This is a genomic window from Pseudomonas pudica, assembly GCF_015680405.1.
Lineage (GTDB): Bacteria > Pseudomonadota > Gammaproteobacteria > Pseudomonadales > Pseudomonadaceae > Aquipseudomonas > Aquipseudomonas pudica.
The window spans coordinates 75,058-91,022 of sequence record NZ_JADLJS010000010.1; the positions used below are offsets into that span (position 1 = coordinate 75,058).

13 protein-coding genes are annotated in these 15,965 nt (G+C 63.6%); 8 read left to right on the forward strand and 5 right to left on the reverse strand.

Annotated elements, in window-relative coordinates; translation table 11 throughout:
* Positions 1 to 77 precede the first annotated feature (77 nt).
* From secA to IRZ77_RS10300, 4 genes are all read left to right on the forward strand, one after another.
* Positions 78 to 2,813 carry a preprotein translocase subunit SecA gene (secA, locus tag IRZ77_RS10285; RefSeq protein ID WP_046616531.1) on the forward strand — a complete coding sequence of 912 codons (2,736 nt, stop codon included), beginning with the start codon at positions 78 to 80 and terminating at the stop codon, positions 2,811 to 2,813.
* A gap of 173 nt (positions 2,814 to 2,986) precedes the next feature.
* A complete protein-coding gene (argJ, locus tag IRZ77_RS10290; protein WP_046616532.1) occupies positions 2,987 to 4,204 on the forward strand; it encodes a bifunctional glutamate N-acetyltransferase/amino-acid acetyltransferase ArgJ in 1,218 nt (405 codons plus the stop codon).
* 143 nt (positions 4,205 to 4,347) lie between these two features.
* Complete coding sequence (locus IRZ77_RS10295; protein WP_046616533.1) at positions 4,348 to 4,980, forward strand: glutathione S-transferase family protein; 633 nt, start codon at positions 4,348 to 4,350, stop codon at positions 4,978 to 4,980.
* Positions 4,977 to 5,921, forward strand: a complete 945-nt coding sequence (locus IRZ77_RS10300) for a Nudix family hydrolase (RefSeq protein ID WP_046616535.1) — start codon at positions 4,977 to 4,979, stop codon at positions 5,919 to 5,921. Before IRZ77_RS10295 ends, IRZ77_RS10300 begins: the two co-directional genes overlap by 4 nt.
* Before the next feature lie 125 nt (positions 5,922 to 6,046).
* Here IRZ77_RS10300 and IRZ77_RS10305 read toward each other — a convergent pair whose 3' ends face one another.
* Genes IRZ77_RS10305 through IRZ77_RS10315 form a run of 3 tightly spaced genes read right to left on the reverse strand, consistent with a single transcriptional unit; the run spans position 6,047 to position 9,601 of the window.
* On the reverse strand, positions 6,047 to 6,613 hold the full coding sequence (locus IRZ77_RS10305; protein ID WP_108480658.1) for a cob(I)yrinic acid a,c-diamide adenosyltransferase: 567 nt from the start codon (positions 6,611 to 6,613) through the stop codon (positions 6,047 to 6,049).
* A gap of 1 nt (position 6,614) precedes the next feature.
* Complete coding sequence (locus IRZ77_RS10310; RefSeq protein WP_108480659.1) at positions 6,615 to 8,645, reverse strand: sensor histidine kinase; 2,031 nt, start codon at positions 8,643 to 8,645, stop codon at positions 6,615 to 6,617.
* Positions 8,646 to 8,683: 38 nt separating this feature from the next.
* Positions 8,684 to 9,601: a putative 2-dehydropantoate 2-reductase gene (locus IRZ77_RS10315; protein WP_153670517.1), complete on the reverse strand. Its 918-nt coding sequence runs from the start codon at positions 9,599 to 9,601 to the stop codon at positions 8,684 to 8,686.
* 100 nt (positions 9,602 to 9,701) lie between these two features.
* Between IRZ77_RS10315 and IRZ77_RS10320 the strand changes: the two genes are divergently transcribed.
* From IRZ77_RS10320 to IRZ77_RS10330, 3 genes are all read left to right on the forward strand, one after another.
* The gene (locus IRZ77_RS10320; protein WP_013974099.1) at positions 9,702 to 10,187 is read left to right on the forward strand and encodes a YajQ family cyclic di-GMP-binding protein; all 486 of its coding nucleotides are present in this window, start codon (positions 9,702 to 9,704) and stop codon (positions 10,185 to 10,187) included.
* A 113-nt stretch (positions 10,188 to 10,300) separates the two neighbouring features.
* Positions 10,301 to 11,143 (forward strand): mechanosensitive ion channel family protein, encoded by an 843-nt coding sequence (locus tag IRZ77_RS10325; RefSeq protein ID WP_046616540.1) that lies wholly within the window; start codon positions 10,301 to 10,303, stop codon positions 11,141 to 11,143.
* Between the two features lie 216 nt (positions 11,144 to 11,359).
* A complete protein-coding gene (locus IRZ77_RS10330; protein WP_196173465.1) occupies positions 11,360 to 12,604 on the forward strand; it encodes an MFS transporter in 1,245 nt (414 codons plus the stop codon).
* Positions 12,605 to 12,719: 115 nt separating this feature from the next.
* Here IRZ77_RS10330 and IRZ77_RS10335 read toward each other — a convergent pair whose 3' ends face one another.
* Together IRZ77_RS10335 and IRZ77_RS10340 are read right to left on the reverse strand one after the other, a co-directional pair.
* A complete protein-coding gene (locus IRZ77_RS10335; protein WP_046616544.1) occupies positions 12,720 to 14,267 on the reverse strand; it encodes an AmpG family muropeptide MFS transporter in 1,548 nt (515 codons plus the stop codon).
* 43 nt (positions 14,268 to 14,310) lie between these two features.
* Complete coding sequence (locus IRZ77_RS10340) at positions 14,311 to 14,664, reverse strand: MGMT family protein (protein WP_080958524.1); 354 nt, start codon at positions 14,662 to 14,664, stop codon at positions 14,311 to 14,313.
* 166 nt (positions 14,665 to 14,830) lie between these two features.
* Here IRZ77_RS10340 and IRZ77_RS10345 point away from each other — a divergent pair, with 166 nt between their 5' ends.
* Positions 14,831 to 15,841, forward strand: a complete 1,011-nt coding sequence (locus IRZ77_RS10345; protein WP_046616548.1) for a DUF481 domain-containing protein — start codon at positions 14,831 to 14,833, stop codon at positions 15,839 to 15,841.
* Positions 15,842 to 15,965: the final 124 nt, after the last annotated feature.

A 15,965-nucleotide genomic window follows, 5' to 3' on the forward strand; every position in this document is an offset into this window, starting at 1 on the left:
TTCGCATGCGGCCTCAGGGCTGCACGGGCGACTCATGGGGCCGCCCTCCATCCCTACGTGTGGAAGATCCTGCCGATATGTTTGCGCCTTTGTTAAAGAAACTTTTTGGAAGCAAGAACGAGCGTGAAGTCAAACGCATGCTCAAGACGGTGAACATCGTCAATGCTCTCGAAGAGAAGATGGTGGCCCTCTCCGACGAGCAACTGCGGGGCAAGACCGCAGAGTTCAAGGAGCGCCTGGCCAAAGGCGAGACACTGGACCAGTTGCTGCCTGAAGCCTTCGCCGTGGCTCGTGAGGCCGGCAAGCGCGTGATGGGCATGCGCCACTTCGACGTGCAGCTGATCGGTGGCATGACCCTGCACGAGGGCATGATCGCAGAAATGCGTACCGGTGAAGGCAAGACCTTGGTCGGTACCCTGGCCGTGTACCTCAATGCATTGTCCGGCAAGGGCGTGCACGTGGTCACCGTCAACGACTACCTGGCCCGCCGCGACGCCAACTGGATGCGCCCGCTTTACGAGTTCCTCGGCCTGTCGGTCGGCATCGTCTCGGCCTTCCAGCCGCCGGAAGAAAAGCGCGCCGCCTACGCGGCCGACATCACCTACGGCACCAACAACGAATTCGGTTTCGACTACCTGCGCGACAACATGGCGTTCAGCCAGGACGAGAAGTTCCAGCGTGAACTGAACTTCGCCGTGATCGACGAAGTTGACTCCATCCTCATCGACGAAGCGCGTACCCCGCTGATCATCTCCGGTCAGGCCGAGGACAGCTCCAAGCTGTACATCGAGATCAACCGTCTGATCCCGCGCCTTACCCAGCACATAGAAGAGGTCGAAGGCCAGGTTACCCAGGAAGGCCACTTCACCATCGACGAGAAGAGCCGTCAGGTCGAGCTGAACGAAGCCGGTCACCAGTTCATCGAAGAGATGCTCACCCAGTCCGGCCTGCTGGCCGAGGGCGAGAGCCTGTACTCGGCGCATAACCTGAGCCTGCTGACCCACGTCTACGCCGGCCTGCGCGCGCACAAGCTGTTCCACCGCAACATCGAATACATTGTCCAGGACGGCCAGGTGCTGCTGATCGACGAGCACACCGGCCGTACCATGCCGGGCCGTCGTCTGTCCGAAGGCCTGCACCAGGCCATCGAAGCCAAAGAGAACCTGAACATCCAGGCCGAGAGCCAGACCCTGGCTTCGACCACCTTCCAGAACTACTTCCGCCTGTATACCAAGCTGTCCGGCATGACCGGTACCGCCGACACCGAAGCGTTCGAGTTCCAGTCGATCTACGGGCTCAACGTGATGGTCATTCCGCCGAACAAGCCGTTGGCGCGTAAAGACTTCAACGACCTGGTGTACCTGACCGCCGACGAGAAATACGCCGCGATCATCGCCGACATCAAGGAAAGCATGAAGCAGGGCCGCCCGGTGCTGGTGGGTACTGCGACCATCGAAACCTCCGAGCACATGTCCAACCTCCTGAAGAAGGAAGGTATCGACCACAAGGTGCTCAACGCGAAGTATCACGAGAAGGAAGCCGAGATCATCGCGCAAGCCGGTGCGCCAGGTGCCCTGACCATCGCCACCAACATGGCCGGCCGTGGTACCGACATCCTGCTGGGCGGTAACTGGGAAGCCGAAGTGGCTGCCCTTGAAAACCCCACCGCCGAGCAGATTGCCCAGATCAAGGCCGACTGGCAGAAGCGTCACCAGCAGGTGATCGAGACGGGTGGCCTGCATGTGATCGCTTCCGAGCGCCACGAGTCGCGTCGTATCGACAACCAGCTGCGTGGCCGTTCCGGCCGCCAGGGCGACCCGGGCTCCAGCCGCTTCTACCTGTCGCTGGAAGACAGCCTGATGCGTATCTTCGCCTCTGACCGGGTGAAGAACTTCATGAAGGCGCTGGGCATGCAGTCCGGCGAGGCCATCGAGCACCGCATGGTCACCAACGCCATCGAGAAGGCCCAGCGCAAGGTCGAAGGCCGCAACTTCGACATCCGCAAGCAGTTGCTGGAATACGACGACGTGGCCAACGAGCAGCGCAAGGTGATCTACCACATGCGCAACAGCCTGCTGGCCGCCGAGAACATTGGCGACACCATTGTCGAATTCCGCAAGGAAGTACTGGACGCTACCATCAGCCAGCACATTCCGCCGCAGTCGCTGCCAGAGCAGTGGGACGTGGCCGGTCTGGAAGCTTCGCTTGCCAGCGATTTTGCCATGAAGCTGCCGATCCAGCAGTGGCTCGACGAGGACGATCACCTCTACGAAGAGACCCTGCGCGAGAAGCTGCTGAACGAAATCACCACCGCGTACACCGAGAAGGAAGACCAGGCCGGTATCGAAGCCCTGCGTACCTTCGAGAAGCAGATCCTGCTGCGCGTGCTGGATGACCTGTGGAAAGACCACCTGTCGACCATGGACCACCTGCGTCACGGTATCCACCTGCGTGGTTATGCGCAGAAGAACCCGAAGCAGGAGTACAAGCGCGAATCCTTCAGCCTGTTCCAGGAGCTGCTCGAGTCGATCAAGCGCGACACCATCCGTGTGCTGTCGCACGTTCAGGTACGCCGCGAAGACCCGGTCGAAGAGGAAGCCCGCCTGCGCCGCGAGGCCGAGGAACTGGCCAGCCGCATGCAGTTCCAGCACGCCGCTGCTCCGGGCCTGGAAAGCGAGCAGCTGAACGAGGAGGGCGCCGAAGTGGCCGTTGCCTCGGCACCGGTGCGCAACGAGCAGAAGCTGGGCCGCAACGAGCCGTGCTGGTGTGGTTCGGGCAAGAAGTTCAAGCATTGCCACGGGCAGATCGAGTGATCTGACCTGAATTGGGGCCGCGGTGCGGCCCTATCGCGACACAAGGCCGCTCCCACAGGGATAGCGCACAGCCGCAACGCTGCGCCGTCCTATGTGGGAGCGGCCTTGTGTCGCGATGGGGCGCGAAGCGGCCCCGTTTTTCGATATCAACCGTATTTTCTAGGAGCGCTCTAATGGCTGTTGGTCTTGGTCCTTTGCCCACCCTGCACCCGGTTCCGGGTTTTGAACTCGGCATCGCTTCCGCCGGCATCAAGCGCCCGGGGCGCAAGGATGTGGTGGTCATGCGCTGCGCCGAAGGCTCCAGCGTGGCTGGCGTGTTCACCCTCAACGCCTTCTGCGCAGCGCCGGTGATCCTGTCCAAGCAGCGTGTGCAGGGCACCGTGCGCTATCTGCTGACCAACACCGGTAACGCCAACGCCGGCACCGGCGCGCCAGGCCTGGCCGCCGCCGAGCGCACCTGCGCCAAGCTGGCCGAACTGGCCGGCGTACCGGCCGAATCGGTACTGCCGTTCTCCACCGGCGTAATCGGTGAGCCGCTGCCGGTCGAGAAGATCGAAGGCGCGCTGCAGGCCGCCCTCGACAACCTGTCGGAAAACCACTGGGCCGAAGCCGCCACCGGCATCATGACCACCGACACCCTGCCCAAAGGTGCCAGCCGCCAGTTCCAGCACGATGGCGTGACCATTACCGTCACCGGCATCAGCAAGGGTGCAGGCATGATCCGCCCGAACATGGCTACCATGCTCGGCTACATCGCCACCGACGCCAAGGTTGCCCCAGCGGTACTCAAGGACCTGATGCTGGACGGCGCCAACAAGTCGTTCAACCGCATCACCATCGATGGCGACACCTCGACCAACGACTGCTGCATGCTGATCGCCACCGGCAAGGCCAACCTGCCGGAAGTTACCGAAGCCAGCGGCGCATTGTTCGAAGCGCTGAAGAAGGCGGTGTTCGAGGTGTGCATGGAAGTAGCCCAGGCCATCGTCCGTGATGGCGAAGGCGCCACCAAGTTCGTTACCGTGCAGGTCAACGGCGGTGGTAACCACCAGGAGTGCCTGGACGTCGGCTACGCCGTGGCCCACTCGCCGCTGATCAAGACCGCGCTGTTCGCTTCAGACCCCAACTGGGGCCGTATCCTCGCTGCCGTCGGCCGTGCCGGCGTACCGGAGCTGGATGTGAGCCTGATTGATGTGTACCTGGACAACGTGTGCATTGCCAGCAAAGGCGGCCGCAGCCCGAGCTACACCGAAGACCAGGGCGCCAAGGTAATGGCCCAGGAAGAGATCACCATCCGCATCGAGCTGGGCCGTGGCCAGTGCAGCGAAACCATCTGGACCACCGACCTGTCCCACGAGTACGTGAAGATCAACGCCGAGTACCGTACCTGATGTAATTGGGGCCGCTTTGCGGCCCATCGCGACACAAGGCCGCTCCCACAAGGACCTGCGTACACCGCCCCATGTGGGAGCGGCCTTGTGTCGCGAAAGGGCTGCAGAGCAGCCCCAAAATTCCCAAACGATGGAGCCGAACCATGAGCTATCACCTGATCATCGGCGACAAGCTGTATTCCTCCTGGTCGCTGCGTGGCGCCCTGGCCCTCGAGCTGGCTGGCGTGCCTTACGAAGAAACACTGATCAAACTCAACCAGCCTGACACTCGTCAGCGCATCCTCGCCTTCTCTGCCACCGGCAAGGTACCGCTGCTCAAGACCGAGCACGGTGTGATCGCCGACTCGCTGGCCATTGCCGAATACCTCAACGAACGCCACCCCGACGCCCAGCTGTGGCCTGCCGACGTGGCGGCCCGGGCACAGGCCCGTTCGGCCTGCGCACAGATGCACAGCGGCTTCTTCGCCTTGCGCGGTGCCATGCCGTTCGACCTGTCGCGCGACCAAGCGCTGGAGAGCGTGCCGTTGGAGGTTCAGATCGATATCGACCGTATCGTTGCACTGTGGTCCGAGTGCCGCCTGGTGGCCAAGGACAGCGGCCCGTTCCTGTTCGGCAAGCCGAGCCTGGCCGATGTCTTCTTCGCCCCGGTGGCCGTGCGTCTGCGCACTTACCGCGTGGAAGTGCCTGCGGAGGCGGCGGCCTATATCGAAACCATTTACCAGTGGCCGGCCTTCCAGGCCTGGCAGAAGGCTGGCCTGGCGGAGCGTGAAGGGTGAAACGGATTCATGTTGTAGCCGCTGTCATCCGCGGTACTGACGGCCGCATTCTGATCGCGCGGCGTGCTGATACCCAGCACCAGGGCGGCCTGTGGGAATTCCCGGGCGGCAAGGTGGAAGAGGGTGAGGGCGTCGAGGCGGCGCTGGCCCGCGAGCTGCGCGAGGAGCTGGGCATCGAGGTGAGCCGTTCGCGCGCGCTGATCAAGGTCAGCCACGACTACCCGGACAAGCAGGTGCTGCTGGACGTGCGCGAAGTCCAGGCGTTCACCGGCGAGCCGCATGGCGCCGAGGGCCAACCCCTGGAATGGGTTGCCCCACGTGATTTGCCGCAGTACGAATTCCCCGAGGCCAACAAGCCGATCGTTGCAGCCGCGCGCCTGCCGGACCAGTACCTGATCACCCCAGATGGCCTGGAAGTGCCGCAGATGCTCAAGGGCATCCAGAAGGCGGTGGCCAGCGGAATTCGCCTGATCCAGTTGCGTGCCCCGGACATGTACGACCCCAAGTACCGCGATGTGGCGGTGGATGCGGTCGGCCTGTGCGCGGGCAAGGCGCAGCTGATGCTCAAGGGGCCGCTGGAGTGGCTGGGTGACTTCCCTGCCGCGGGTTGGCACCTGACGGCTGCACAACTGCGCAAGTATGCCGCCAACGGCCGGCCGTTCCCCAAGGAGCGCTGGCTGGCGGCGTCCTGCCACAGTGCCGAAGAGCTGGCGCTGGCGGAGCAGATGGGCGTGGACTTCGTCACCTTGTCACCGGTGCAGGCAACCCGGACACACCCTGAGGCGGTGCCGCTGGGGTGGGACGAGGCACAACGGTTGATCGCCGGCTTCAACAAACCGGTCTACCTGCTGGGTGGGGTCGGGCCGGGCGAGCGTGAACAGGCCTGGGAAGCGGGGGCGCAGGGTGTTGCCGGGATCCGGGCGTTCTGGCCCGAGATCTGAGTCGCCTGTAATTGGGGCCGCTTTGCGCCCCATCGCCGGCAAGCCAGCTCCCACAAAGACAGCACAGACCGGGCTCTGTGGGCGCTGGCTTGCCGGTGATGGGCTGCGCAGCAGCCTCAAAAATATCAGCCCTGCGGCTTTTCAGCAGGCTTCCACAAAACCTCAGCCACCCCCTGCCGCCGCCCAATGATCCGCGCCGCCACAAACAGCAGGTCCGAAAGCCGGTTGATATACGCCAACCCAACCCCCGCCAACGGCTCCAGCGCATTCAGCTGCTGGCACCGCCGCTCCGCACTGCGCGCCAGGCTACGGCACACATGCGCCTGCGCCACCAGCGCCGAGCCGCTGGGCAAGATGAAGTTCTTCAACGGCCCCAGCTCTTCATTCCACACATCGATCGCTGCTTCCAGGCGTTCCACTTCCGCCATGTTCAGCGCCTGATAACTGGGCATCGCCAACTCACCGCCAAGGTCGAACAGGCGGTGCTGACATGGCGCCAACACTGCGCTCACTTCACTCAATCCTTGTTCGGCCAGCCCCGCCAGCAACAAACCCAGCTGGCTGTTCAGGCTGTCCACCTCGCCAATCGCTTCGATCCGTGGGTGGTCCTTGGGTACCCGGCGCCCGTCGCCCAGGGCGGTTTCGCCTTTGTCGCCGGTGCGGGTGTAGATCTTCGACAGGCGGTAGCCCATGTCATTTCTCCGTTTTGGCCGGCGCTACCGCTGCCGGCTGGCCGAGGGGCAGGCGCAGGGTGAAGCAGGTACCTTGGCCGGGCGTGGATTGCACTTCCATTTGCCCCTTGTGGTTGTTGGTGATGATGAAGTACGAGACCGACAGACCCAGCCCGGTGCCCTGGCCGATTTCCTTGGTGGTGAAGAACGGTTCGAAGGTGCGTTTGCGCACCCCCTCGGGCATGCCGACCCCGTTGTCCTCGACCTGGATTTCCGCCCATGGCGGGCTCAAGCGGGTGCGCAGGATGATGCGCCCAGGCTCGCTCGGCTGTGGTCGCTGGTGAATAGCCTGGGCGGCGTTTTTCAGCAGGTTGAGCAGCACCTGCTCCAGTTCGTTGGCAGTGCACGGCACCGGCCCCAGTTCGGGGTCGAACTGGCGCACGATGGCCTGGCCCTTGAAGTCGAAGCCGATGGCCAGGTCGAAGTCGTTGCCTGCAATCTCCACCGCCTGGTCGATCAGCGCTGGCAGGTCGCACGGCGCCAGTTGGCGGTTGCTGCGTCGGCTGAAACTGAGCATGTGGGTGACGATCTTTGCCGCCCGGGCACCGGCCTGCTGGATGCCGTCGAGCAATTGCGGCACTTCGCGGCTCTCCAGGTAGCGGTTGACCGTGAGCAGGTCGATGCCCAGTTCTTCGGCCTGCTCCTGGTTGCGCGGCAGCTCTGGTGACAGGCGCCGGCGAATGTTCTGCACGTTGTGCAGGATCGCGCCTAGCGGGTTGTTGATCTCATGGGCCATGCCGGCGGCCAGGCCTCCGACCGAAAGCATCTTCTCCGATTGCACCATCATTTCTTCCAACGACAGGCGCTGGGTGATGTCGTCGATGCGGATGACCACGCCACGGCCGCCTCCACCGGTCAGCGGGTAGAAGGTCAGGGCGTAGTGGCGCAGGTCTTCGCCCTTGGGCCAGGTGACCCGCTCGATCTTTGCAACGCGGTGTTTCTCCACAGTTTCCTTCAACTGCGGCAAGAACGGCTTGAGCGGTTCGAAGGCGATGAAGATCGGCTGGTTCAGCGCTTCGTCCAGTGGCGTGCCGGATAGCACCGTGGCTTCGTGGTTCCATTGGGTCACGTAGAGCTGCTCATCGAGGGCGATCAGCGCCGAGGGCATCGAGTCGATGATGCTGTTGAGGTAGTTCTGGAAACCGGTGAGTTTCTTCTCGATCTTGCTGCGCACCTGGACTTCCAGTTCCAGCTTGCGGTTGGTGTGGCGGGTTTCCTCGGCCAGGCCCTGGGCCTGGTCATAGGCCTCCTGGAACTCGTCGCGGGTGCGCTTGAGCTGCTGTTCGCGAGCCTCGATGCGCGAGAGCATGGTGTTGAACGCTTCGGCCAGGCTGCCGATTTCGTCGTCGTTGCCGCGCTGCGCACGCAGGGCATAGCTCTCTTCGCGGGTGACCTGGCGGCTGAGCTCTTCGAGTTGGTTGATCGGCTGGGTGATCAGGCGTTTGATCTGCCGGGCGATGATTATCCACAGCAGGATGCTGAATACCAGGATGCCCAGGCTTGCGCTGAGGGTGCCGGTGTAAAAGGCCGTGGGCAGTTCGCTGCTGGCCACCAGCAGCAGGTGCGCGGGTGGGTTGGCGTCACGTGGCATGCGGATCAGCTGGGTGCTGCGAAACTCCATCAGGCGCCAGCCGTCGATGTCGCGAAAACGCCTGGGCAGCGCCAGCGGCTCGCCGTGCTGCAGTTGCGCCAGTATACGGCCGTCACCCCCGTAGACGGCGGCGGCGCGCAGCGGCGTGTAGCTGTCCAGTTCCTTGAGCAGGGCGCTGGCGGTGTCCGGGCTATCGCCGGCGCGGGCCGCCAGCTGTGGGTTGGCCACCAGCCGGCCGATGGTGTGCAGCGCCTGTGGCGCCATGCTTTCCTGGGTGATCCAGTAGGCGGCACTGATGAAGGTGAGGTTGGCCACCAGCAGAATGGTCACCAGCAACACCAGCAGGGCTGCCAGTAGCTTCTGCCCGACCGGGAGGTTTTCCAGGCGTTGGCGCAAGGTCATGGGCTAGGCAATGTCCGTATCCGGTTGAAAGGGCCGCGTCAGTCGCAGGGCAAACCACGCCCGCGCAGGTTATCGACCAGGCGCCGCAGCAGGCGTTCCAGCTCTGGCAACTGCAGGCCATGGCGGCCGGCAGCGCGGCACGCTTGGCCAAGCAGGTAGTGCACCTCGGTGCGCCGGCCAGCGCGTACATCCTGGTACATGGAAGAGTAGTTGGCAGCCGTGGCGAGGATAACCCGCTGTACTTCTTCGTCCAGCCCATCCGCTGCCTCTGGCTGGCCACAGCGGCGCAGCAGCTGGGCCAGCTCGGCGCACAGGGCGTCAACTTCGCCCAGGTGCCCCAGCAGCCCGCCGTTCTGGCAGTCGTGCAGCACGGTCAGCGGGTTGATGGCGCAATTGAGTGCCAGCTTGCGCCACAGGCGAGTGAGGATATCCACCGTCCACTCGGCGGGGATGCCGGCCTCGTGCAGGTCATCGAACCAGGTCGGGATCGTCGGGTTGCGTGGGTCGCCCAGCCAGTTGAAGCCGTGGCCGGCAAAGCGTACCTGCCAGTCACCCTCGCGGAACGCCCCTTCGGTACTGGAGGCGAAGATGCAGCGCGCGTGGGGCACCAGGTCGGCGACTTCGTCCTGGCTGCCCAGGCCGTTCTGCAGCAGCACCACTTCGGCGCCCTCGGCCAGGCGCGCTGCGACGCCCGCAATGGCCGGGGCGGCGTCGTAGGCCTTGCAGGCCACCAGCAGGCGATGGATCGGGCCGTGTGCCTGCGCGGTTTCGGCGGGGATGGCGTAGTGGCGGGGCTGGTCCTGTTCGACCACGGTAAGGCCGCCGGCCTGCTGATAGGCCTGCAGCCGTTGCCCGTCACGCAGGATCAGGCGTACTGCCTTGCCCGCGCGCGCCAGGCGGCAAGCCCACAGGCTGCCCAGGCTACCGGCGCCGAGAATATGCCAGGTGCTGCTCATATGCGTTTCGCAACCCGTTATAATGAGCCCGCATTTTAACCGTCAAACCCAGCGCGCTCCATCTTCAGCCTGAGCGCGCTTTTATTTTGGGAGAACAACCATGCCTTCGTTCGACGTGGTATCGGAACTGGACAAGCACGAAGTGCAGAACGCGGTCGACAACGCCATCAAGGACCTGGACCGCCGCTACGACCTCAAGGGCAAGGGTACCTTCGAGTTCAAGGACAAAGAGCAGACCGTGATGCTCACCGCCGAGGAAGAGTTCCAGCTCGAAGCGATGCTGGAAATCCTGCGCCTGGCGCTGGTCAAGCGCAAGATCGACGTGAAGTGCCTGGAAACCAAGGACCCGTACGCCTCGGGCAAGGAAAAGAAACAGGAAGCCAAGTTCCGCGAAGGCATCGACAAGGACCTGGCGAAGAAGATTGTCGCCACCATCAAGGATGCCAAGCTGAAAGTGCAGGCCGCCATCCAGGGCGAGCAGGTACGCGTTACCGGTAAAAAGCGTGACGATCTGCAGGAGGCCATTGCCCTGCTGCGTACCAAGGAATTCGACATGCCGCTGCAGTTCAACAACTTCCGCGACTGATCGCAGGGTTGTCCGGAACCCCGATGGCGTAATGATGTCCATGGGGGTCATGGCCGCCGAACCTACGGCGGCCTGCTATACGTGTACATGCCGTGCGGCATCAGGAGATGAATATGGATTTGAACGCTGAAGTCGATCAGCTGGTCCGCCAATCGCAGACCTGGGTCCCCTTGATCATGGAATACGGCAGCCGCCTGCTGCTGGCACTGCTGACCTTGGCGATCGGCTGGTGGCTTACCAACGTGGTCAGTGATCGACTCGCCAGGCTGGTGGGTTTGCGCGTACAAGACCCGGCACTGCAGGGCTTCATCCGCACCCTGGCTAACATCATCCTCAAGGTCATGCTGGCGATCAGCGTTGCCTCCATGATCGGCATTGAGACCACTTCGTTCGTGGCTGCGATTGGTGGTGCCACGCTGGCCATCGGTCTGGCGTTGCAGGGCAGCCTGGCAAACTTCGCCGGTGGTGTGCTGATCCTGCTCTTCCGCCCGTTCCGCATCGGTGACTGGATCGAGGCGCAAGGCGTGGCCGGCACCGTCGACAGCATCCAGATCTTCCACACCGTGCTGCGCACCGGTGACAACAAGACCGTGATCATGCCCAACGGCAGCCTGTCCAACGGCATCATCACCAACACCAACCGCCAGCCGACGCGCAAGGTGGTGTTCGATGTGGGCGTGGACTACGAGGCCGACCTGCAGAAGGCCCGTAACGTGCTGCTGGAGCTGGCGCAGGATCCGCGTGTGCTGCCCGACCCGGCGCCGCAGGCGGTGGTCGCGACCCTGGGCGACAGCTCTATCACCGTATCGTTGCGCTTGTGGACCAAGACCGCCGATTACTGGGATGTGATGTTCATGCTCAACGAGCATGCGCGTGACCGGTTGAAGGCCGAAGGGATCGACATTCCGTTCCCGCAGCGGGTGATTCGTGTGGTGCAGGAGACTGCAGCGCAATAATACCGCGTTGAAGCCGGGGCCGCTTCGCGCCCCATCGCCGGCAAGCCAGCTCCCACAGGTACAACACAGGCCTGAAGACTGTGATAACCCTGTGGGAGCTGGCTTGCCCGGCGATGGGGCGCGAAGCGGCCCCGGTTTTTTTACACTTGTTCACAGCAATACCCCGCCATTTCTGGCATATAGCCTGACCCCAGCTGCCACACCCGATACGCCATCATGAAACCACTGCTGTACATCACCCCACTGCGCGCCTTGCTGTTCGGCCTGACCCTGGCCCTGTTCGAGCTGCTCACCTACCTGGCCAGCGATGCCGTCATGCCGGCCATGCCGGTGGTGGTCGGCGATCTGAACGCCAGCCCCGAATACATTCCCCACGCCCTCAACCTGTACCTGCTGGGGGGCGTGGTGCTGCAATGGCTGATCGGCCCGCTGGCCGACCGCTATGGCCGGCGCCCGTTGCTGCTGATTGGTTGCGCGTTCTTCGGCCTGGCCTGCATGGCCACCTTCTGGGTCCACGACATTGGCCTGTTCAACTTGCTGCGCCTGCTGCAGGGCATCGGCCTGGGCTTCGTGGTCACGGTCAGCTACCCGGCCCTGAACGAAGCCTTCAGCGAAGCCGACGCCGTGCGCATGATAGCGCTGCTGGCCAATATCGCCTTGCTTTCGCCACTGCTCGGGCCGCTGGTGGGCACCTTGCTGCTGCAGTGGCTGGACTGGCGCTGGCTGTTCGTGGCCTTTGCCATTGGCGCGGTTCTGGCGTGGCTGCTGCTGTACCGGCTGATGCCGGAAACCCTTGGCGTGGAGCGCCGCGATGGCTCGCGCCTGGCATTCACGCCGATCCATCTGCTGCCGCTGCTGGCCGGTTACGGCCAGTTGCTGGCCAACCGCCGCTTTGTCGCTGGTAGCGCGGCCCTGGGCTTGGTCGGTCTGCCGCTGATTGGCTGGATCGGCCTGTCGCCGGTGCTGCTGATCCACGACGAGGGGCTGAGCACCATGGAGTACGCGTTGTGGCAGTTGCCGGTGTTTGGCGGGCTGATTCTGGGCAACCTGATCATCAACCGCATAGCCGACCGTTATCCGCTGTCGGCGCTGGTGCGGGGTGCGTTGTGGCCATACCTGGCCGGCCTTTGCCTGATGGTGCTGGCGACCTGGCACTGGCCGAGCGTGACCAGCGTGGTGGCGGGCATGTCGCTGTACGCGCTGGGGTTGGGCGTGGCCAACGCGGTGCTGTATCGCATGACGCTGTTCGCCAGCGAGCAGAGCAAGGGGCTGGTCTCGGCCATGCTGGGGATGATCACCATCGCCTTGCTGGGGATGGGTGGGGCGGTGCTGGCAATGATTGGCGCCGGGGCCAGCTTGTTGCACTTTGCCCTGGCGGCGGGTGTGGCGGGGGCCTTGGCGCTGTGGCCACTGTGGTTTGTGGTGGGTAGACGGCCTGGTGAGGGGGCTGTTGCTCAGTAAACTTCATTGCCTGTACCGGCCTCTTCGCAGCACAAGGCTGCTCCTACAGAGCTGTTGTGTATCTGCAGGAGCAGCCTAGTGCTGCGAAGAGGCCGGTACAGGCAATACAAACCTGTCAGGGCCGCTCGGCCGCCGAACCTTCCTCTGCCACCGGTTTGCCCGGCCCGGCCTCCTGGCGCCACTGCAGGGCAATCAGGATCAGGGTCGGCACGCCCAGCAGGGCAGTGATCAGGAAGAAGTCGTGGTAGCCGAACTTCTCCACCATGACCCCCGAATACCCGCCGATCAGCCTTGGTAACAGCAGCATGATCGAGCTGAGCAACGCGTACTGGGTAGCCGAGAACTTCAGGTTGGTCAGGCTCGACAGGTAGGCGACGAATGCCGAGGTGGCCATGCCTGAGCTGAAGTTGTCCAGCGAGATGGTCACCACCAGCATCTGCAGGTTAGGGCCCATGTCGGCCAGCATCAGGAACAGGATGTTGGTACCCGCCGAGGCCGCACCACCGATGAACAGGATCGGCATGATGCCGAAGCGCACGATCAGCAGGCCACCAACCCCGGCGCCGACCAGGGTCATGATCAGGCCGAAAATCTTGCTGACGCTGGCGATCTGGTCCTTGGTGAAGCCCATGTCGATGTAGAACACGTTGGCCATCACACCCATCACCGTGTCCGACATGCGATAGGTGGCGATCAGGCCGAGCAGCAGCAAGGCCTGCCAGCGGTAGCGGGCAATGAAATCGTTGACCGGGGTCAGCACCGGCGCCAGGCCGCGACGGCCCAGGCTCGACAGGCACGCCCAGGTCAGCAGCACATAGAGGATCAGGCGCAGGAAGGCGCGGTCTTCCAGCAGCAGGTCCAGTGGCGTGGCATCACCGGAGATGACGCTGGACCAGCCGGTATTGAACATCTGGGTGAAGCTGGCCGGTACCGACACCAGCAGGATGATCAGCACGAACACCGAGGCCAGTTGGTGCACCAGCCCATAACGCGCTGCCGACAGCTGGGTACGCATGGGTACGGGCGGTTCGCGCATGATCAGGGTGGTGAACACGGCGGGCAGCATCATCACCGCGAACATGACGTAGGTGCCGGCCCAGGCCTTGTGCAGGTAGCTGAAACCGGTGGAGCCGAACCACTCGGCGAAGAACAGTGCGCCTGCCGTGGCCAGCAGGGCCGCCACGCGGTAGCCGGCCATGTAGCTGGCGGCGAGCGCTGCCTGGCGCTGGTCGTCGGCGATTTCCAGGCGGTAGGCATCGACGGCGATGTCCTGGGTGGCCGAAGCGAACGCCACCAGCACCGCCAGGGCGATCAGCCATGACAGGTGCTGCTGCGGGTCGCACAGGCTCATGCCGACCAGCCCGACCACTACCAGTGCCTGCGACAGCAGCAGCCACGAACGCCGACGCCCCAGGCTGCCAAGCAGCGGCAGGCGCCATTGGTCGAGCAGCGGTGACCATACCCATTTGAAGGCGTAGGCCAGGCCGATCAGGCTGGCGTAACCGATGGTCTCGCGGGCCACGCCGGCTTCGCGCAACCACACCGAAAGGGTGGAAAACACCAGCATGTAGGGCAGACCGGCAGCGAAGCCGAGCAGCAAAAGTACCAAGGTTGACGGGCTGGCATAGGCAGCAAGCGCAGCGCGCCAGGTTTTACGGGGCATGGGCCAACATCTGCCTCAAGTTTGCGAAAACAAAGCGCGCACTCTAACCGCTGTGCTCCATCGGGCGCCAGCCATGGCGCGTCATATCCACACGATTGTTGGTTACATTGACACCCTCCGCGCGCAGTCGCGCCCGTTGTTCATCCCCCGATGGGGTACCCAGTGCCAGGCTCAGCCGGCCACCAGCGCCAAGCACCCGGTGCCAGGGCAGACGAGTGTCCGTGGGCAGTTGCCCGAGGGTGCGCCCGACCCAGCGTGCCGCCCGCCCAAGCCCCGCCAGCTCGGCCAGCTGGCCATAGCTGACCACCTTGCCGGCGGGCACTTGGCCGAGTACCGAATACAGCGCCGTTCGTCGGCCCTCGGCGGAGTCGAGGGCGTGCTCATATCCGTCAGACATCAGGCACCCACTGGGCTGCAGGTGAAACCGGACCGGCGGTCTGGCAAATGAGAGTTGAACTCAACGGCATGCTCCCGGTCTTTCCTTGCTCTGGTCGTGGTTATCTGGATAATGCCCGGCTTTTTTCGTCAAATCGAACCCGTACTCCGCAAATCATAGCCCGCTTATGAATTCTAGATCCTTGTTGTGCCTGCTTGCTGCTTCCCTGTGCGCCTCCCCGGTGTTCGCCGACACCGTGTGGATGAAGAACGGTGATCGGCTAAGCGGCAAGATCAAAGTATTCGATGGCGGCAAGCTGCTGCTGGAAACCCCCTATGGCGGTTCCATCGCCCTGGACTGGAAAGAGGTCCAGACCCTGGAGAGCGACCAGGAGATGCTGGTCAAGCAGGACGCCTACAGCGGTGAGCGCGCCAAGTCGCTGAAGGCCGCCGAGCCCGGCAAGGTGACCCTGGCCAATGGCGAGGCGCCGAAGACCGTGGAGCTGGCCAGCATCGAGCAGATCATGAAGCCCAAGCCACTGGTCGAGGATTTCGTGTGGAAGGGCAACGTCGACGTGGCCCTGGACTACAAGCGCGCCGAGAACGACACCGACGACTACGACGTCGGCTTCAAGACCAGTGCCCGCCATGGCCGCTGGCGGCACAACGCCGAAGGCGAATACAACCGCGAGACCAAGGACGACGTCACCACCACCGACAACTGGAGTGCCGAGTACGCCCTGGACCGCTTCCTCACCGAGAAGTGGTTCTGGCAGGGGCGCATGGAGTACAAGCGCGACCGCATCGAAGACCTCGCCCGCCAGCGCACCGTGGGTACCGGCCCGGGTTACCAGTTCTGGGACAACGAACTGGGCGCGTTTTCGCTGGGTTCGTTGATCAACCGTACCGACTTCGAATACCAGGATGGCGCCAAGGACAACTTCTATTCCGCGGCGGTGAAGTGGGACTACACCCGCTACCTGATTGGCAAGAACGTGCAGTTGTTCACCAACGGCGAGTTCGCCAAGCCGCTGGGTGGCGTGGCCGACTACGCGCTGGATGCCGAGGTTGGCCTGCGCTACAAAGTCACCGAGTGGGCCTCGCTGAACCTCAAGGCGGAAAAGGACATAATCACTGGTACGCGGGACAGTGACCTGGACAAGACCCGTTACACCGCAGGCTTCGGCGTTACCTGGTGAACCGCCGGGGGCGCGTAGCGCCCCTTTCGCGACACAAGGCCGCTCCTGCAGCATGTACGCGATCCTTTGCAGGAGCGGCCTTGCGTCGCGATGGGCTGCAAAGCAGCCCCATTGGCACTGGATC